Here is an 18,748-nt window from a genome sequence, read left to right on the forward strand (position 1 = left end):
CCGACCACATGCCCGACGACACCACGCCCGCCATCAACGAGGCCGTCGACGCGTTCGACCGCGAGCGGCGCGAGAAGGCCGCGGCGGGCGCCGAGGCGTCATCGCCGGGCGATGCCCTCCGCCCGCGCCGCCCGCGCCACCGCCGCCGACACCGCCGGCGCGACCCGCTCGTCGAAGGGCGAGGGGATCACCCGCGACGGCGACAGCTCGTCCGCCACCACCCCCGCCAGCGCCTCCGCCGCCGCGAGCTTCATCCCCTCACTGATCCGCGGGGCGCGGACCTGGAGCGCCCCGGCGAAGATCCCGGGGAACGCCAGCACGTTGTTGATCTGGTTGGGGAAGTCGCTGCGCCCGGTGGCCACCACGGCCGCGTGACGTGCCGCGACCTCCGGGTGGACCTCCGGGTCCGGGTTGGCCATGGCGAAGACGAAGGCCCCCGGGGCCATCCGCGCCACCAGCTCCTCCGGGACGGTGCCGCCGCTGACCCCGATGAACACGTCGGCGCCCGCCATCGCGTCGCCCAGCGTGCCGGACCGGCCGGTGGTGTCCGTCAACTCGGCCAGCTCCCGCTTGGCGGCGTTGAGGTCGGTCCGACCCCGGGAGAGCACTCCGCCGCGGTCGCAGACGGTCACCTCGCCGACCCCGGCTCCCACCAGGATCTTCGCGATGGCCATCCCCGCCGCCCCGGCTCCGGAGATCACCGCGCGGAGCTCGGCGAGGCCGCGCCCGGTCAGCAGCGCGGCGTTCCGCAGCGCGGCGAGGGTGACCACGGCGGTGCCGTGCTGGTCGTCGTGGAAGACGGGGATGTCGAGCCGCTCCTGGAGTCGCCGCTCGATCTCGAAGCAGCGCGGCGCGGAGATGTCCTCCAGGTTGATCCCGCCGAAGGAGGGCGCGAGCCGCGCCACCGTCTCCACGATCTCGTCGGGGTCGCGGACGTCGAGCGCGATGGGGACGGCGTCGACGCCGCCGAACTGCTTGAAGAGGATCGCCTTGCCCTCCATCACCGGCAACGAGGCCTCCGGACCGATGTCCCCGAGGCCGAGGACGGCGCTGCCGTCGGTGACCACAGCCACCGTCTGCGACTTCCAGGTGTAGTCGTGCACCAGCTCCGGCCGTTCCGCGATGGCGGAGCACACCTTGGCCACGCCGGGCGTGTACGCCAGGGAGAGGTCCGCGGTGTCGCGCAGCGGCACGGTGGAGGCGACGGCCATCTTTCCGCCGCGGTGCAGGGCGAAGACCGGGTCCGGCCCTTCGGCCGCCAGTGCTTCCTGCCGAGGGTTGATGATCTCCGATGCCACGTGGGTTGACCCCTTTGTCTGATCCGGGCGCGTCTCTCGGTGGCCGGTCTCCGGTCGGAGGCCGGGCGGACACCACGTCCGGCGCCCGCGCGGCGGTCGGTCGGCCGGCGCGGGGGCATTCGGACGCCGAACGTGCCGCACACACGTCCGGGCTCCCCGGGGGTGAGGGGTGTTGACCGTCTGTTCTACAGGATCTTCACCACCGGCGACGAGAGGGCGGGGGCGTGAACCCCGCGACACGCGACCCCGGCGGGCCCCGGGCGAGCGGAGCGGTAGCGGCGGGGGCGGGGAGCGGGCGGGCAGGTGTCCGGAGGCCCTCGGGGGACGCGCGAGGCCGCCGGGGCGGCGTGCGACCCGGGGCGTGAGCGGAGTCTCACCGCGCCCCACGCCACCCTCCACGGCCATGTCCCCCGTGCGGCGCAGCGGTTGCGGCGCGCCACATGTCCGTTATCCGATCTTGACGTCGGTGGTAACCGAACGCTGCCGGTGCGGATGGGAGGATGCCCCACTGGAACACATCTGCCCGGCTCGATCGTGTGCTCGACAGCGGCGATCCCGCCCTCGCCCAGGAGGCCCCCATGTCTGCCCGTTCCCTGTCCCGACACTCCCGCCTGGCCGGCGCCACCGCCCTGGCTCTCGCCGGCGCCCTGGTGCTCGGTGCCTGCGGTTCCGACGACTCCGGGGACGGGGGGTCGGGCGAGGCGGCCGGCTCCGACGCGCCGCTGTGGGACGAGCTGCCCGAGGACATCCAGGAGGCCGGCGTCATCAGTGTCGGCTCCGACATCGCCTACGCCCCGATCGAGTACTACGACGAGAGCGGCGAGGTCACCGGCATCGACCCCGCCATCGCCGAGGCCATCGGTGAGCAGCTCGGCGTGGAGCTGCGCTTCGAGAACGGCACCTTCGACGGGCTCGTGCTCGGCATGAACTCCGGCCGGTACGACGTCATCATGTCCGCGATGACGGACACCAAGGCGCGTCAGGACGGTGTGAGCGAGGACGCCGAGGGCGGTGCGGACTTCGTCAACTACTTCCGCGCCGGTTCCGCGATCCTGGTGGCCAAGGACAACCCCGAGGGTGTCACCGGCCTGGCCGACCTCTGCGGTCTCACCGTCGCCGCGCAGCGCGGCACCGCCAACGAGGCGCTGGTGGAGCGGCAGCAGGAGGAGTGCGACACGCCGATCGAGGTGCTCGTCAACGACAACGACGACGAGTCGGTCACCCAGCTCCAGAGCGGCCGGGCCGCCGTGGTCGTCACCGACTTCCCTGTCGCGCTGTACAACGCCCTGGAGGCGCGGGGCGGCGAACTGTTCGAGGTCGTCGGCGAGCAGATCGACGCCGCGCCGTACGGCATCGCCGTGCCCAAGGACAACCCGGAGCTGCGGGACGCCCTCCAGGCCGCCGTGCAGGCGATCATCGACAACGGCGACTACGCCGACGTCCTGGAGGAGTGGGACGCCCAGACGGGCGCCGTCGAAGAGGCCACCGTCAACGCGGGTGAGTGAGCGCACCACGCCGGTCCGCGGGCCCCGGGCCACGTGCCCGGGGCCGCGCCCCTTTCCGCATCCACCAGGCAGCTAAGGCAGTGAACCGTGTCAGATGAGAACAGGGACGGGGTGCCGGGCCCCGACGACAAGGGCCGTGACCCGGGCTCCGTCCCGCACACCACCGGCGCCCCGGGGGCACCGCCGCCGGAGGCGATCCGGGCCGTCCCCGTGCGGCACTACGGGCGCTGGGCCGGTGCCGTCGTCGTCGTGGGCCTGCTGGGCCTGCTGGTGCTCGCGTTCGCGGGCGCCGACATCGAGTGGTCCGTGGTCGGCACCTACCTGGACCACGACACGATCATCAAGGGCGCGCTCAACACGCTCTGGATCACCCTGCTGGCCATGCTGCTCGGGGTGGGCCTCGGGACGCTGCTGGCGATCATGCGGCTCTCCGGCAACCCGGTGCTGTCGGCCGTCGCCTACGGGTACATCTGGTTCTTCCGCGGCACCCCTGTCCTGGTCCAGCTCTTCCTCTGGTTCAACCTGGCGCTGATCTTCCCCGTCCTCGACCTCGGTTTCTGGTCCGAGGACATGAACAAGGTCATGACGCCGTTCATGGCCGCGCTGCTGGGGCTCGGCCTGAACGAGGCCGCCTACATGGCGGAGATCAGCCGGGCAGGCATCCAGTCGGTGGACCGCGGCCAGACCGAGGCCGCGCAGGCGCTCGGCATGTCGGGCAACCGCACCATGCGCCGCATCGTGCTGCCGCAGGCGATGCGCGTGATCATCCCGCCCACCGGCAACGAGTTCATCAACATGTTGAAGACCTCGTCGCTGGCGTATGCCATCCAGTACAACGAGCTGTTCCTCGCCGGGCGCACCATCTCCTCCCGCACCCTGGCGGTCATGGAGATGCTGGTCGTCGTCTCGGCGTGGTACCTGCTGCTCACCACGATCTTCTCCGTCGGGCAGTACTACCTGGAGCGGCACTTCGCGCGCGGCACCGACCACACCCCGCCGCCGACACCGCTGCAACGGGTTCGACGGCAGCTGACGTCCTTCCGCGTGAAGCCGAACCTGCCGTCCCCGGCGGGCGGCGGCGCCGGCGGGAGTGACGGGGGCAACGACGGCGGCGACGCGTCCGCGCGCCGCGACGGCGGGAAGGAGTGAACGCGATGACTCCGCCGAACAGCGGCGCCACGGGCAGCGATGTGATGGTCAGGTCCGAGCAGGTGCACAAGTCCTTCGGACTGGTGCCGGTCCTCAACGGCATCGACCTCACGGTCCGTCACGGCGAGGTCTTCTGCCTCGTCGGGCCCTCCGGGTCCGGCAAGTCCACCTTCCTGCGGTGCATCAACCACCTGGAGAAGATCAACGCCGGTCGGCTCTGGGTGGACGGCCAGCTCGTCGGCTACCGCCAGAAGGGCGACAAGCTGTACGAGATGAAGGAGCGCGAGGTCGCGTTCCAGCGCCGGGACATCGGCATGGTCTTCCAGCGCTTCAACCTCTTCCCGCACATGACGGCGCTGGAGAACGTCATGGAGGCACCGATGCAGGTCAAGGGGGAGCGGAAGGCCGCTGCCCGGGCCCGCGCGGAGGAGATGCTGACCCGCGTCGGACTCGCCGACCGGATGAAGAACTACCCGGCGCAGCTCTCCGGCGGCCAGCAGCAGCGCGTCGCCATCGCCCGTGCGCTCGCGATGGAGCCGAAGCTGATGCTCTTCGACGAGCCCACCTCGGCGCTCGACCCCGAGCTGGTCGGTGAGGTGCTCGACGTCATGCGGGGTCTCGCCGAAGAGGGCATGACGATGATCGTCGTCACGCACGAGATGGGATTCGCCCGGGAGGTCGGCGACTCGCTGGTCTTCATGGACGGCGGCGTCGTCGTGGAGTCGGGCCACCCCCGTGAGGTCCTGACCAACCCGCGCCACGAACGCACCCAGGCGTTCCTCTCCAAAGTGCTCTGAGCGGCCCGCCCGCCCCCCGGACGACCGACCGCCCCGCACCGCCCGACTCGGCGGCGCGGGGCGGTCGGTCGTCCGGGACCCGCGCTCACCCCGCGCGGCTGCCCGGGGAGCTCACGCGTCGCGACGCAGGCACCACGCCTCCTGGGGCTTGGCGTCCCCGCGCGGCGCCATCACGCCGGCCTTGGTCCACCCCCACGCGGAGAACGCGCCCTGGGTCTCGGTGTCGCCCGGGTCGACCAGCACCACGGCGACCGGCACCCCGATGCGGGTCAGCAACTGGTCCAGCAACCGTCCGCCGACCCCCCGGCGGCGGTACGCGGGCAGCACCATCAGCTCCGCGACCACGAACAGCTGCCGGGCCCCGGTCACCTCGACCAGTTCCTCCAACTCGCGGGGGATGCCGGCGAACCGGTCGAGCCAACTGCCCTCCCGGGTGATGCGGAAACCATAGGCGCAGCCCACCAGCGCCGGGTCGTTGGCGACGATCATGTCGAACTCGGGCTGCTGGAGGTGGTCCGCGAACCGCTCCAGGAACGCCACGGGGTCGGGTGCGCCGGCGTCCGCCCGGTCACGGTAGGCGTCCACGTACAGCTCGGCGAGCTTCGACCGCTTGTCCTCGGCCTGCCAGCGGCTCAGCCGCCGGTGGAACACCTCGGCCATGTCACACGTCCCCTCTGTCCGGCCCACCCCGGACGGACCGTCCCGGGCGACGGACCGCCCGGATTCCCCTCATCGTCGCAGGCGGCCCCGGCCGCTGGTAGCCGGTTACCGGGCGATGTCCGCCCGTCGGGTGCGCGGGCTCCGGCGCCCGCCCGGCGCGCACCCTGGCGCCCGGCGCCGCCCCCGGGCCGGCGTCGGGTGTCGCCCGCCGACCGGTGCCGCCGGGTTCGACCACCGGAGGGGGGTTGTGGGCACTGACGTTCGGAGAGTGTGTCGACCCGCGGGCACCCGAGAGCGGGGCCGCCCCGGGTCAGGGACCGCCGTCGGTGCCGCGGTACACCCCGGGCGCGGTCATGATCGCCACCAGGTGCGCGGAGGTCTCCGCCAGCAGCCGCCGGGCGGTGCGCAGCTCGGCCTCCCCGATGCCGTGGTCCCGGGCCGCGTCCCGCACCTCGTCCCGGACCGTGTCCAGCAGCCGCTCCAACTCCCGGAGCCGTTCCGCCGCCTCGTGGGGCCGCCCGGTCTCGGGTGTCGGACCGGGTGTCGCGCGGGCGGGTCGGGGGCCGCTCTCTCCCCGTACGCCCCGCTTCTCGGCGGCCCGCGCGAGCGCGGGCGCCAGCTCGCGGTCGAGCTCCGCCAGCTCGCCGCGGCGGGAGGCCAGTTCCCGGGCGCCCGCCTCGGTCAGCGCGTAGACCTTGCGGCCACCGGTGGTCGTCTGCCGGACCAGCCCGTCGGCCGCCAGCTTCGCCAAGCGGGGGTAGATCGTGCCGGCCGACGGCGTGTAGGCGCCCCGGAAGCGCTCCTCCAGGAGCCGGATCACCTCGTAGCCGTGGCGCGGGGACTCCGCGAGCAGCTGGAGCAGGTACAGCCGCAGCCTGCCGTGGCCGAACAGCGCCGCCATCTCAGCCCACCCCGCCGCGCGAGGGCACGTCCGGCCCCTGCCGCAGCAGCGCCACCCCGCCCGCCGCCGACTCCAGCGACCACGCCGCCGATCCCCGGCCGAGCGTGCCGCTCGCGGTGACGGACCCAGGGGCGGCGGGGCCGGGCGGACGGACCAGCCCGGGGACGTCGGTGACCACCCGTCCCGTGCCACTGGACGCCCGGACCCGCGCGTCCGCCCCGGGCGGCACCCGCATCCCGATGGGGCCCGACCCGGTCCGTACGTCGATCGCGCGGTCGCCGGGCGGCGTACCGGGGACGGGGGAGAGGTCGAGGGTGACGCCGCCCGATCCGGTCGTCCCCGTCACCCGCCCGGTGAGGCCGGTGACCGCCACCGCGCCCGACTCCGTACGGAACACCACGGGCCCGCCCGCGCGGCGGAACTCCACCGGCCCGTCCACGGAGTGCACCTCCGCCGCCCCGGTGGCACGCGGGGCGCCGGCGGTGAGCGCCGTCAGCAGCAGCACCGGCGCCGACCGGGTACGGACCGTCAGCGCCGACGAGGGCGGCAGCGTCACCAGCACCACGGCGCGGGGGGGGCCGGCGCCCCCCACCGAGACGAACAGCGACCCGCCGGCCGCGCGTGCCGTCAGCCGCCCGCCGCGCAACTCGCGGACCTCCACGCGGACCGAGTCGACCGACGGGTCCCGGACGACCGTGACGTCACCCTCGCCCACGTGCAGTTCCAGCCGGGACCCCGGCGCGGTGGGGCAGGGCAGATCGAGGGTGCCGGGCCGGGTCAGGGCCGTACTGCTGTCGGGTAGCGCCACGTCGGCCTCCTACGAGCGACTGGATGGGGCCGGACCGCCCGGACTCCGGGCGGCGGCCGGCGGCGCGGGGCAGCGGATCGCCGCCGTCCGTCACGATAGGTCGCGACTGTCGCGGTGCCAACCGCGCCGCCCCGTCGGGCGCCCCGCCCGTGCGGGCCGGCGCCACCGCCTCCTCAGTCGTCCTCGTCGTCGTCCAGCCGGGCCAGCCACGTCGCCAGGCGCTCCACCGGGACCTCGAAGTCCGGGTTGAGGTCGACGAAGACCCGGAACTGCTCCGCCAGCCAGCCGAGGCTCACCTCCTCCTCGCCACGGCGCTGCTCCAGCTCCTCGATGCCACGGTCGGTGAAGTACACGAAAGACGCTCCGCGGGGTTCGGTGATCGGTGGTGCGATCAGGGGTGTCGGGGGTGATGCGGGTGAACGGCGCCGCCCGCCGGCCGGGCGACGAGCCCGACCGGGGGCGGGGACGGCACGGGGCCCGGACCGACGAGCGGTCCGGGCCCCGTGATGCGTCCGCCTGTCAGAGGTCGAAGACCTCGTTGACCAGGCCCTGCTGCTCCGCCTGGTGACGCTTGGCGGAACCCACGGCCGGAGAGGAGGACGCCGGGCGCGAGACCCGGGTCAGCCTGTCCGAGCTGATGCGGGCCGAGCCGATGACCTGGTCCAGGTGGTCCACCAGGCTCTGCGACAGGAACGGCCAGGCGCCCATGTTCGCGGGCTCCTCCTGCGTCCAGACGTAGCGCTCGGCGTTGCGGAACTTGGCCAGCTCCGCCTGGATCTCGTCGCCGGGCAGCGGGTACAGCCGCTCCAGCCGCACGATGGCGGTGTCGGTGACCCCGCGCTTCTGCCGCTCGGCGTCCAGGTCGTAGTAGACCTTGCCGGAGCAGAAGACGACCTTGCGGACCGTGTCCGGGTCCACGCTGTCGTCACCGATCACCGGGCGGAAACCGCCGGTGGTGAACTCCGACGCCTTGGAGGTGGCCGCCTTCAGCCGCAGCAGCGACTTCGGGGTGAAGATCACCAGCGGCTTGTGGTGCGGGTTGTGGACCTGCCACCGCAGGAGGTGGAAGTAGGTCGACGGCAGCGACGGCATGGCGACCGTCATGCTGTCCTGCGCGCACAGCTGGAGGAACCGCTCGATCCGGGCCGAGGAGTGGTCCGGGCCCTGGCCCTCGTAGCCGTGCGGCAGCAGCAGCGTGACGCCGGAGGTCTGCGCCCACTTCTGCTCGGCGGACGAGATGAACTCGTCCACCACCGTCTGCGCGCCGTTGACGAAGTCGCCGAACTGCGCCTCCCACATCACCAGCGCGTCCGGCCGGGCGAGGGAGTAGCCGTACTCGAAGCCCATCGCCGCGTACTCGCTGAGGAGCGAGTCGTAGACGTTGAACCGGGCCTGGTCGTCCGAGAGGTACAGCAGCGGCGTGTACTCGTCGGCGGTCTGCTGGTCGATCAGGACCGCGTGGCGCTGCACGAACGTGCCGCGGCGCGAGTCCTGGCCGGCGAGCCGCACCGGGGTGCGCTCCATCAGCAGCGAACCGAAGGCGAGCGCCTCGCCCATCGACCAGTCGATGTTGTCGTCCTCGACCATCGCGGCGCGCCGCTGGAGCTGCGGCAGCAGCCGGGGGTGCACCTCGATGCGGTCGGGGATGTTGACCTGCGACTCGGCGATCCGCTTGAGGGCCTCCTGGGTGACGGCGGTCTCCACCGGCACGGGGAAGCCACCGAGCGGCGGCGGCACGTCGGCGGGAGCGTCGGTCCCGGTGGCCTCGCGGACCTCCTTGAAGACCTTCTCCAGCTGGTCCTGGAAGTCCTTCAGCGCCTGCTGCGCCTCTTCCAGGGTGATGTCGCCCCGGCCGATGAGGGACTCGGTGTACAGCTTGCGCACCGAGCGCTTCTTGTCGATCAGGTTGTACATCAGCGGCTGGGTGAACGCCGGGTTGTCGCCCTCGTTGTGACCGCGGCGGCGGTAGCAGACGAGGTCGATGACGACGTCCTTGTTGAACGCCTGCCGGTACTCGAAGGCCAGTCGGCCCACGCGGCACACGGCCTCGGGGTCGTCGCCGTTGACGTGGAAGATCGGCGCCTCGATCATCCGCGCGACGTCGGTGCAGTACATCGACGAGCGGGAGGAGGTCGGGGGCGCCGTGTAGCCCACCTGGTTGTTGATCACGACGTGCACGGTGCCGCCGGTGCGGTAGCCGCGGAGCTGCGACATGTTGAGCGTCTCCGCCACCACGCCCTGGCCCGCGAAGGCCGCGTCACCGTGGATGAGGATCGGCAGGACGGTGAAGTCCGCACCGCCCTTGCCGATGATGTCCTGCTTGGCGCGCGCCACACCCTCGACGACCGGGTTGACGGCCTCCAGGTGGGAGGGGTTCGCGGTGAGCGAGACCTGCATCTTCTCGCCGCCGAGGCCGGTGAAGGTGCCCTCGGTGCCGAGGTGGTACTTGACGTCGCCGGAGCCGTGCGTCGACTTCGGGTCGAGGTTGCCCTCGAACTCCCGGAAGATCTGCGCGTAGGACTTGCCGACCACGTTGGCCAGCACGTTGAGCCGGCCGCGGTGGGCCATGCCGATGACGGCCTCGTCCAGCGCGGCGCCGCTCGCCTCGTCGAGGATCGCGTCCAACAGCGGGATGACGGACTCGCCGCCCTCCAGGGAGAACCGCTTCTGCCCGACGTACTTGGTCTGCAGGAAGGTCTCGAACGCCTCGGAGGCGTTGAGCCGCCGCAGGATGCGGAGCTGCTCCTCACGCTCCGGCGGGGTGTGGGGCTGCTCGACCCGGTCCTGGATCCACTTGCGTTCCTGCGGGTCCTGGATGTGCATGTACTCGATGCCGGTGGTGCGGCAGTACGAGTCGCGCAGCACGCCGAGGATGTCCCGCAGCTTGAGCATCGACTTGCCGGCGAAGCCGCCGACCGCGAACTCGCGCTCCAGGTCCCACAGGGTGAGCCCGTGCTCCTTGATGTCCAGGTCGGGGTGCTTGCGCTGCTTGTACTCCAGCGGGTCGGTGTCGGCCATCAGGTGGCCGCGGACCCGGTAGGAGTGGATCAGGTCGAAGACCCGGGCGGCCTTGGTGACCTCGTCGTCGTGGCTGACGTCGATGTCCCGGTGCCAGCGGACCGGCTCGTACGGGATCCGCAGCGCCTCGAAGATCTCGTCGTAGAAGCCGTTCTCGCCGAGCAGCAGCGACGACATGGTGCGCAGGAACTCGCCGGAGGCGGCGCCCTGGATCACCCGGTGGTCGTAGGTGCTGGTCAGCGTCATGACCTTGGAGACGCCGAGACGGTTCAGGGTGTCCTGGCTGGTGCCCTGGAACTCCGCCGGGTACTCCATGGCGCCGACGCCCACGATGACGGCCTGACCGGGCATCAGGCGCGGCACCGAGTGGACGGTGCCGATGCCGCCGGGGTTGGTCAGCGAGACCGTGACGCCGGTGAAGTCGTCCATCGTCAGCTTGTTGGCGCGGGCGCGCCGGACGATGTCCTCGTAGGCCTGCCAGAACTCGAAGAAGGTGAGCTTCTCCGCCTTCTTGATGGCGGCCACGACCAGCTGGCGGTCGCCGTTGGGCTTCACCAGGTCGATGGCGAGCCCGAGGTTGACGTGCTCGGGCTTCACCAGCGTGGGCTTGCCGTCCTTCTCGGCGAAGGAGTTGTTCATGTCCGGCATGGCCTTGACGGCCTGCACCATGGCGTAGCCGATGAGGTGGGTGAAGGAGACCTTCCCGCCCCGGGCGCGCTTGAGGTGGTTGTTGATGACGATGCGGTTGTCGAACAGCAGCTTCACCGGGACCGCGCGGACCGAGGTGGCCGTCGGCAGCTCCAGTGAGGCGTTCATGTTCTTCGCGACCGCGGCCGAGGGGCCGCGCAGCGTCACCAGCTCCGGGCCGGAGGAACCGGACTCGGCCGGCTTCTCCTGCTTGGCGGCGGGCTTGGCCGCGGCCTTCGCGGGGGCCTTCTTCGCCGGGGCCGGCTTCGAGGCGGCCTTCTCCGCGGGGGCGGTCTCGGCGGGGGCCTTCGACGACGCGTCGGCGGACGCGGCGACCTGCGGCTCCGCGGGCCCCCCGTCGTCCGAGCCGGCCGAAGCCGCGGGTGCGTCACCGGCGGAGCCGGCGGCGGCCGGCTTCTTCGCAGCGTCGTTCGCGCCCGGCTTGTAGTCGGCGAAGAAATCCCACCACGCCCGGTCGACGGAGTTCGGGTCCTTCAGGTACTGCTGGTAGATCTCGTCGACGAGCCATTCATTGGCGCCGAATCCGGCCGCTGGGCCGGTTCCTGACGCGGCCTGGCCTGATCCGGCCTGGTCGGTGGAGGCACTCGAGGTGTTCGGGGACTGTGGCGACACGGCGGCAACCGCCCTCTTCCGCTTCGCAAGGTGATGGACAGCGGAGATCAAGGCTACGCCTTCACCCGGCTGCGGCGCAGTCCCCGGTCCCCAGAGGTCGCGTACGTCACATTTAGCGCGGGGTTTCGGCGCTGTTCAGCTTGGGAACAAACTCGGGTTCGGCTGCTTCCGGAATCGCCAGTCGGCGGCTGCGGCCCCCGGCCACATCCGGACATCGGCGCCCCAACCGCCACGTCTCCCGCAACCCCGTGAAAAGCCGACGGGGCGTGGTGCGCGGCGGAAAACCGCCGGTGAGCGGCGCCCTGCCGGCCCACGCGGCGCCCCGGCGCCCGAGGGCGCCGAGCGGCTCCCGGCGTGTCGCACGGGTACGGCCGCGTGCGACACGCGGTCCCGCGCCGCACGGATCGCCGTCACCGGCGTCGTGGGCGGCTCGCGGGGACCGGCAGCACACCTGCCTCGACCCTACGTCAACCTCTGTCCAGGGTCTTCTCCCGGAAGGGTGAGGCGGATGTGGCAGCCGCTCGGCGACTCCACCACGGCGATCGTCCCGCCGTGCAGGTTCACCGCCCAGTGTGCGATCGCCAGCCCCAGTCCGGTGCCGCCGTCGCGCGGCGTCTCGCCCGGCAGGCCGGCCCGTCCGAACCGCTCGAACACCCGCTCGCGCTGGTCCGCCGGTATGCCCGGCCCCTCGTCCCGCACCTCCAGCAGCAGCCCGCCCGGCAGCTGCCCGGCGCGCGCCACCACCGTCACCCGCCCGCCCTTGGGGCTGTGCTTGACGGCGTTGTCGACCAGGTTGGTCACCACCTGGTCCAGCCGCTCCGGGTCGGCGCAGGCGACCAGCGGCTCCGGGTACACGTCCAGGTCCACCCGGACGTCGGTCCGGGAGTGGCCCCGCCCGGCGGCCCAGTCCGCGTTGTCCGCCACGGTCTCCAGATAGGTCCGCACCGAGAACGTCCGCGGCTGCAACGGCACCACGCCGTTCTCCAGCCGGGAGAGGTCCAGCAACTGCTCCACCAGCCGCCCCAGCCGCTCCGCCTGCCGCAGCGCGGTCTCCATGGTCTTCTGGTCCGGCTCGGCGACACCGTCGACGACGTTCTCCAGGACCGCCCGCAGACCGGCGATGGGGGTGCGCAGCTCGTGCGACACGTTGGCGACCAGCTCCTTGCGGTGCCGGTCGGTCGCCTGGAGGTCGGCGGCCATCCGGTTGAACGCCCTTGCCAGGTCCCCCAGCTCGTCCCGCCGGCCGGCGCGTACCCGCCGCTGGTAGTCGCCGCGCGCCATCGCGCGCGCCGCCGCGGTCATCTCCGTGAGGGGGGCGGCGAGGCCCTGCGCCACGAACTGCGTCAGCAACAGCGAGGCGATGACCGCTATCAGCGCGATCAGCCGCAGCTCGATCGCGGAGCGGTAGGCGAGCAGGATCAGCACGGTGGTGATCACCACCGAGACGATCACCAGCGCCCCGAGCGCGGCCTGCACCGAACGGAACGGGTCCAGCGGCCGGCTCAGCACCCACAGGCGTCGGAGCCGCGCCTTCGGCGAACGGTCCTCCCCGTCCGGACGGAGCTCCCCGTCCGGACGGGGAGGGCTCTCCGGAGAGAGGGGGCCCGGTCCGCCGCGCACACGTTCCACCGGGGCTCAGCTTCCGTCGGCGATGACCGTGGTGCCCGGCGCGGCCTCCAGCGCGTAACCCACCCCGTGCACGGTGCGGATGCGCTCGGCGCCGATCTTCCGCCGCAGCGCCTTCACATGGCTGTCGACGGTCCGGGTGCCCGAGGCGTCGGCCCAGTCCCACACGTCGGCCAGCAGCTGCTCCCGGGTGAGGACCGCTCGGGGCGAGCGGGCCAGGCGCATCAGCAGGTCGAACTCGGTGGGGGTGAGGTGGACGTCCTTGCCGCCGGCGCGCACCCGTCGCTGCGCCCGGTCGATCTCCAGATCGCCCAGCCGGACGCCGCCGGGGCGCGGCGTGGTCGCCGCCGCCGCGGCCCGCTCCACGCGCCGCAGCAGCGCATGGGTGCGGGCGACCAGCTCCCGCATGGAGAACGGCTTGGTCATGTAGTCGTCGGCGCCGACGCCGAGCCCGACGAGCATGTCGGTCTCGTCGTCGCGCGCGGTCAGCATCAGCACCGGGACCGGCCGCTGCGCCTGCACCCTGCGGCAGACCTCCAACCCGTCGAACCCCGGCAGCATGACGTCCAGCACCATCACGTCGGGCTGGAACCCCCCGGCGGCGTCCACCGCCGCCGGGCCGTCCGAGGCGGTCTGCACGAGGAAGCCCTCGGCGGTGAGCCGCACGGAGATGGCGTCGAGAATGGTGGGGTCGTCCTCGACCACGAGGATGCGGCGCTGCGCGCCGGGGGTGGTGGCGCCGGCCTCCATGAGGTCGCCGCCCTCGTCGGCCGGCGGCGTGTCGCCGGTGGCCGGGACACCGTCGGTTATCGAACCGACCGGTGCGGCGACGTGGTCCGCCGTCGCGGGGCGCGGCTGTTCCTCGCCGTTGCCCGAAGTGAAGTCGCTCTGTGTCATCTGTCCCGCCCCGGGAGAGTGTGTGGAGCCAGTCGGCTGGTTCTGGCTTTCCTGCTGCTGGTGAGCAGCGTACGGCGCCTTGCGCCGCACGGGCTACGGAGTCGGGGGAGCCGGGTGGATCATGTCGCGTCCGCCGCGTGGGTGCGGTGTGCGGTCCGGTCCCGGGGGAGGGCCCGCGCCCCGCGGGGCGGGCGGCCGGGTCGCCCGGCCCCGGTCCGGGCCCGGGCGGTGCGGCGCCACGCGGTGATGGTGGTTTCCGGCCGGTGCGCCGGTGGACGCACGGCTCCCCGCGGCCGTCGGGTGGGACGCCGTACTCCCCGGGCACGGCCCGGGTCTCACCCTGTGTGAGGGGGAGGGGAGCGTGCGGGGCTGGGCGTCCATGCCCCATTCCTGCCCAGCGGTCGGCGGACGATGACACCGCGCGCGGAATTCGGTGCCGCCCCGCGGCTCGCGACCGGGCGCCCGCGCAGCCCGGTCAGTCCACGGGAGCGACGTGCCGCGCCTGCCCGCGCGCGGGGAGGGTGACGAGCACGGCCGTGGCGTCGTCGTGGCGCTTCCCGCGGGGGTGGGAGGCGCCGTCGGGGTCGGCGAGTTCCGCCGCGCGTACCGCCGCGACGGCCGCGGCGGGCCCCGCCCCGGCGAGCAGGGCGTGCAGCGCCGCCCAGTCGCCGAGTCCGAAGACCTCGGCCCAGCGGCCCACCCCGTCGGTGAGGGCCGCCATGCCCGCCACCTGCTCGCGGGGGTGGCTGCCGCGGACCGCGTGCCCGGCGACGGCCGGGTCGGCCGCCGCGGTGTGGAAGCCGCCCGGTGCGTTGCGGAGCGCCTCCAGCCTGGCGGCGCGCTGACCGCGTGGCGCGCCCCGCGCCACGGCGCGCGCGCCGTCCAGCGCGGTGTCCAGTACCGGGACGACATCGCCGCCCGGGGTCGCGATCAGCAGCGCGGAGTCGCAGAGCACCAGGTGGTCGACGGTCCGGTCGTCCCAGCGGCAGACGACGGCAGTGGCCTGTGGGGTGCGTGGGTGAGAAAGGTCACACGTATGACGATGGGCCTGCGCGGTGCGCTCAATGGCCTGGACCAGGCACTCCGCGAGGTCGGTGCCCCGGTCCCGCGCCGCCGCCCCCAGCAGCTCCGTGCCGAGCCGGGCGACGAACCACGGCACGCCGTGGCGGCAGCCGTCGTCGCCGTCGGGGGGTGTCACGCCGTCCAGCACCACCAGCGCGCCGCCGGTGCCGTCCGCCGGGGTCGCCACCGACGCGAAGTCCTCGTTGGGCCGGCCGGGGTCACCCGGTTCCGACGCGAGCGCGACCTGAGTGCCGTGCATGACCAGCCCCGTCCGTCGGACCGGCGGGGTGCCGCCGCCGGATCGGCCCGCCGCGGGTCGGCGGGCCGCCATGGTGACACGGCGTCATCGGCGAGGGGGTGCAGGCGGCGCGGGTGGTGTCCGCGATCGACAGCCGGGGCGACCGGACGGCGACGCGACGATGCCCGTCGACGGCCGCCGTCCCGTGACGACCGGACGGGACCCGGGCAGGGGCCGGGCATCCTTGCAGGAACGGTTCCCGTTCGCCAGCGGCGTGGCGGTTTTCGTTCCCTGGCGGCCCGTTGGCGGTGAAGTAAGCTTCCGCAGTCCGTTGCCCACCGCCCGGACACGGGCAGCCAGGACAGGAACGTGAGCACAGGTGCGGAAAGCCAGGCCACAGACACCGGTTGACGCAACGTCACCACAGGCCGGTGTACCCGCAACCGTGCCCGGCGGGGACGCGGCCCAAACCCCGGCCGTGGCCGACGGATGCCGTCCCCGGGGGCGCCGCGGCAGGGCTCGTTCGCGCCTCATGGTCGGCGTGGTCATCGGATCGGCCGCGGTCCTCGCCGCCGGCACACCGGCGATGATCGCCGCCGGTGAACGCATCACCGACACGCAGCAGTTGGTGGAGGACGCCGAACTCGCCCAGCAGGCGGTCTCGCTCGCGCACGTCCTCGCGGACGAGCGCGCGACGATGATGACGCTCGCCGCCGCGCCGGCGGGCAGCGTCGAGCCGCCCTCCGAGGGCGACCTCGCGCGGGCCGACCGCCGGGCGGAGGACCTCCGTCCGCTGCTGGCGCAGCCCGACCGGGACCTGCTGGACGGCCTCACCGCCGCCCGCGCCGCCGCCGAGGGCGGCGACCCGCTCACCGTCCACGCCGCCTACACCCGCATCATCGACGGCTTGGGCGCCACGGGCCGCGCGGTCGCCCGCGCGCGTCCCGACCGCGGAGCGGCCCCGTCCTCCGACGCCCTGCCGGACCTCGCGCGCGCCGTCGAGGCGTCGGCCGCGACCCGCGCGCTGCTCACCGCGGCGCTGGTGGGGGAGCCGGGCGAGCAGGAGCGGGAACTCCTCGCGCTCGCCCGACGCGCCCACGCCCGGGAGGGCGCCGCGGTGGCGGACTTCGCCACCACCGCCGGGGAGGACGGCCGAGCCGCCTACGGGTCGACGGTCACCGGGCCCGGCGTGACGGCCGCGGAGGAGCGCGTCGAGGAACTCACCGCCCTCCCCTTCCTCACGGAGGAGTCCCGAGCGGTCACCGTCGCCGAACTCTCCGCCGAACTCGGCGCCCGCACCGAGCTCCAGCGGGGGCTGCTCTCCAACTTCGGTGCCGAGCAGACACGCTCGCTGACCCAGCTGCGTGAGGACGACCTCACCTCGATCCAGGTGCACGCGGCGGTCACCGGTGGCGCGCTCCTCCTGGCGCTCGCCGCCGGGATCTGGGCGGCGCGCTCGGTGACCCACCCGCTCGCTGTGGTGCGTCGTGGCGCGCGTCGTGTCGCGGACGCCCCCTCCGCCGAGCCGCCGGTGCGCTACTCCGGCCGCGACGACGAGTTCGCCGACGTGGTGGCCGCCGTCAACAAGCTGCACTCGCGGGCGGTGGAGCTCCACCGCTACCAGACCGGCGAGAGCGACGACCAGGAGGCGCTCCGCGCCGAACTGGCCGAGGTCCGGGGCGAACAGCGCGAGCTGATCGACAAACTGGCGGCGCAGACCCGGGTCATGCACGCCAACCTCACCCACCACGCGCGGATGGCGCTGGATCTCGCGGGCGACCAGCTGGACATCATCGGTGGACTGGAGGAGCACGAGACCGACCCCGACGAGCTGGCCACGCTCTTCGCCCTGGACCACCTGGCCGCCCGCATGCGCCGCCACAGCGAGAACCTGCTGCTGCTCGCCGGGGTGGAGCCCGACGCGCCCTTCCCCCGCCCGCTGCCGCTGGTACAGGTGGCGCTTGCGGCGGTCAGCGAGTCCGAGCGGTACGAACTGGTGGACGTGGAGCAGCCCGTCCCGGTGGTGCTGGTCTCCCCGGTCGCGGCCCGCGACCTCGGCCACCTCCTGGCCGAGTTCCTCGACAACGCCTCGTCGGTCTCGCCGCCCGGTGCGCGCGTGCTGCTCTCCGCGGTCGTCCGTGAGGACCACGCGCCGGCGGCCCCCGCCGCGGACGGCGAAGCGGGCGGCTCCTCCGGACCCGAGGCGGGAGGGCCGAACCCCGGCGATCCGCTGGTGCCCGCCCAACGACGCGGGTGGCGGTCGGTCATCGTCCGCGTGCAGGACGACGGTCCCGGGTTGCCGGACGACCGGCTCACCGCCCTCAACACCCAGTTGGCGGACCCGTCGGGGCCGCCGCCCGGCGCCCGCGGCGAGCCCGCCGCGGCCATGGGCATCTACACCGCGGCGCGGCTGGCGGCACGCCACGGGCTGCGGGCGCGGCTTCGCCACCGAGCCGAGGGCGGCACCTGCGCCGAGGTCGAGATCCCGGGGTCGCTGCTGAGCGACGAGGACAGCACGGAGGCCGAGATGTTCGCCGCGCTGGCCGCCGGCGGCGCGTCCGCCGGGGCGCCCACCGGGGCGGGACCGAGCGTCCCCGCCCCGGCGGGCGGCGACCAGGACACCATGGTGCTCCCGACGGTCAGGGGCACGGCGCGGCTCGGCGGCGAGCATCCGCGGCCCGCCGCGGACGGCCGCGGCGACGGCGACCCTCACGGCCCCGACGTGGTCGGTGCCGAGGAGCTCCGGCGCCGCCTCGGAGGTTTCCAGCGTGAGGCCCGTCGGGGCCAGCACGAGGGCGAGTCGGCGGGTCCGCCGGCCGAGGAGGAGATGCAGTCGTGATCGAGTACAGCGAAGCCCCCACCTCGGACGACTGCGAGGGACTGCGCGGCCTCCGCTGGCTGCTGACCCGCCTGCTGGAGGAGGTCCCGGGGTTGCGGTCGGTCGCGGTGGTCTCGGCCGACGGGCTGTCGCTGCTCTCCTCGGAGCCCGGCCCGGAGGAGCCCGGCGCGGCGGGGGGCGGCGCGGTGGGGGCCGACGCCGGGGCCACTGCGGGTGAACCGGCGGCCGGCGACGCGGAGGAGCCCGTCACGGGACCGCGTGGGAAGGTCCGCGGCCCCCGGGGCGCGGCGGCCGACCTCGCCACCGTGGTCTCCGGGCTGGCTGCGCTGACCGGCGGCGCCGCCGAGCTGATGGAGGCGGGCGCCGTCAAGCAGACGATGGTGACGATGGCGGGCGGCAGCCTGCTGGTGATGGCCATCAGCGACGGCTCGCTGCTGGGCGTCCACACCGACACCGAGACCGACCCCGGCCTGGTCGCGTACCACATGGGGCTGTTCGTGGGCCGCGCCGGACATCTGCTGACGCCGGAGCTGCGCGCGCGCCTCCGGCAGCGGGCGGGCCACCCGGCGGAGGCCGCGCCGTGCCCCTGACCGTCGGGAGCACCATGGTGTCCTGGTCGCCGCCCGCCGG

The 18,748-nt window shown here is 73.7% G+C and carries 14 protein-coding genes; 5 read left to right on the forward strand and 9 right to left on the reverse strand.

The annotated features are described in order from the left end of the window. Positions 1–98: 98 nt before the first annotated feature. A complete protein-coding gene (locus HCJ92_RS13200; protein WP_167933758.1) occupies positions 99–1,298 on the reverse strand; it encodes a malic enzyme-like NAD(P)-binding protein in 1,200 nt (399 codons plus the stop codon). Between the two features lie 578 nt (positions 1,299–1,876). Here HCJ92_RS13200 and HCJ92_RS13205 point away from each other — a divergent pair. From HCJ92_RS13205 to HCJ92_RS13215, 3 genes are all read left to right on the forward strand, one after another. Further along, positions 1,877–2,803, forward strand: a complete 927-nt coding sequence (locus HCJ92_RS13205; RefSeq protein ID WP_167933759.1) for an ABC transporter substrate-binding protein — start codon at positions 1,877–1,879, stop codon at positions 2,801–2,803. A gap of 87 nt (positions 2,804–2,890) precedes the next feature. Then, positions 2,891–3,952, forward strand: a complete 1,062-nt coding sequence (locus HCJ92_RS13210; protein WP_167933760.1) for an amino acid ABC transporter permease — start codon at positions 2,891–2,893, stop codon at positions 3,950–3,952. 5 nt (positions 3,953–3,957) lie between these two features. Continuing rightward, positions 3,958–4,749, forward strand: a complete 792-nt coding sequence (locus HCJ92_RS13215; RefSeq protein WP_275942290.1) for an amino acid ABC transporter ATP-binding protein — start codon at positions 3,958–3,960, stop codon at positions 4,747–4,749. 111 nt (positions 4,750–4,860) lie between these two features. Here the strand turns inward: HCJ92_RS13215 and HCJ92_RS13220 are convergent, their stop codons facing one another. From HCJ92_RS13220 to HCJ92_RS13255, 8 genes are all read right to left on the reverse strand, one after another. Then, positions 4,861–5,409, reverse strand: a complete 549-nt coding sequence (locus HCJ92_RS13220) for a GNAT family N-acetyltransferase (RefSeq protein WP_167933761.1) — start codon at positions 5,407–5,409, stop codon at positions 4,861–4,863. 310 nt (positions 5,410–5,719) lie between these two features. Beyond that, complete coding sequence (locus HCJ92_RS13225) at positions 5,720–6,310, reverse strand: PadR family transcriptional regulator (RefSeq protein ID WP_167933762.1); 591 nt, start codon at positions 6,308–6,310, stop codon at positions 5,720–5,722. Position 6,311: 1 nt separating this feature from the next. Then, on the reverse strand, positions 6,312–7,118 hold the full coding sequence (locus tag HCJ92_RS13230) for a DUF4097 family beta strand repeat-containing protein (protein ID WP_167933763.1): 807 nt from the start codon (positions 7,116–7,118) through the stop codon (positions 6,312–6,314). Positions 7,119–7,291: 173 nt separating this feature from the next. Next, complete coding sequence (locus HCJ92_RS13235) at positions 7,292–7,471, reverse strand: DUF6104 family protein (RefSeq protein WP_167933764.1); 180 nt, start codon at positions 7,469–7,471, stop codon at positions 7,292–7,294. 166 nt (positions 7,472–7,637) lie between these two features. Beyond that, entirely contained in the window at positions 7,638–11,456 is a 3,819-nt protein-coding gene (locus HCJ92_RS13240) for a multifunctional oxoglutarate decarboxylase/oxoglutarate dehydrogenase thiamine pyrophosphate-binding subunit/dihydrolipoyllysine-residue succinyltransferase subunit (RefSeq protein ID WP_167933765.1), read from the reverse strand. 462 nt (positions 11,457–11,918) lie between these two features. Continuing rightward, the gene (locus HCJ92_RS13245) at positions 11,919–12,971 is read right to left on the reverse strand and encodes a sensor histidine kinase (protein WP_209311074.1); all 1,053 of its coding nucleotides are present in this window, start codon (positions 12,969–12,971) and stop codon (positions 11,919–11,921) included. A 120-nt stretch (positions 12,972–13,091) separates the two neighbouring features. Further along, positions 13,092–13,832: a response regulator transcription factor gene (locus HCJ92_RS13250; protein ID WP_167933770.1), complete on the reverse strand. Its 741-nt coding sequence runs from the start codon at positions 13,830–13,832 to the stop codon at positions 13,092–13,094. 622 nt (positions 13,833–14,454) lie between these two features. Continuing rightward, positions 14,455–15,300, reverse strand: coding sequence for a protein phosphatase 2C domain-containing protein (locus tag HCJ92_RS13255; protein ID WP_209311070.1), 846 nt, complete (start codon positions 15,298–15,300; stop codon positions 14,455–14,457). Between the two features lie 520 nt (positions 15,301–15,820). Here HCJ92_RS13255 and HCJ92_RS13260 point away from each other — a divergent pair. Together HCJ92_RS13260 and HCJ92_RS13265 are read left to right on the forward strand one after the other, a co-directional pair. Then, positions 15,821–18,118: a nitrate- and nitrite sensing domain-containing protein gene (locus HCJ92_RS13260; protein WP_167933767.1), complete on the forward strand. Its 2,298-nt coding sequence runs from the start codon at positions 15,821–15,823 to the stop codon at positions 18,116–18,118. Continuing rightward, positions 18,115–18,708, forward strand: coding sequence for a roadblock/LC7 domain-containing protein (locus HCJ92_RS13265; protein WP_167933768.1), 594 nt, complete (start codon positions 18,115–18,117; stop codon positions 18,706–18,708). Before HCJ92_RS13260 ends, HCJ92_RS13265 begins: the two co-directional genes overlap by 4 nt. Positions 18,709–18,748: the final 40 nt, after the last annotated feature.

Source organism: Streptomyces spiramenti (assembly GCF_012034385.1).
GTDB lineage: Bacteria > Actinomycetota > Actinomycetes > Streptomycetales > Streptomycetaceae > Streptomyces > Streptomyces spiramenti.

Excerpts from the sequence above, each read along its gene's own strand:
- HCJ92_RS13205 (WP_167933759.1), top strand. The coding sequence starts at position 1,877 with ATGTCTGCCCGTTCCCTGTCCCGACACTCCCGCCTGGCCGGCGCCACC.
- HCJ92_RS13215 (WP_275942290.1), top strand. The coding sequence starts at position 3,958 with ATGACTCCGCCGAACAGCGGCGCCACGGGCAGCGATGTGATGGTCAGG.
- HCJ92_RS13220 (WP_167933761.1), bottom strand. The coding sequence starts at position 5,409 with ATGGCCGAGGTGTTCCACCGGCGGCTGAGCCGCTGGCAGGCCGAGGAC.
- HCJ92_RS13225 (WP_167933762.1), bottom strand. The coding sequence starts at position 6,310 with ATGGCGGCGCTGTTCGGCCACGGCAGGCTGCGGCTGTACCTGCTCCAG.
- HCJ92_RS13250 (WP_167933770.1), bottom strand. The coding sequence starts at position 13,832 with ATGGAGGCCGGCGCCACCACCCCCGGCGCGCAGCGCCGCATCCTCGTG.
- HCJ92_RS13255 (WP_209311070.1), bottom strand. The coding sequence starts at position 15,300 with ATGCACGGCACTCAGGTCGCGCTCGCGTCGGAACCGGGTGACCCCGGC.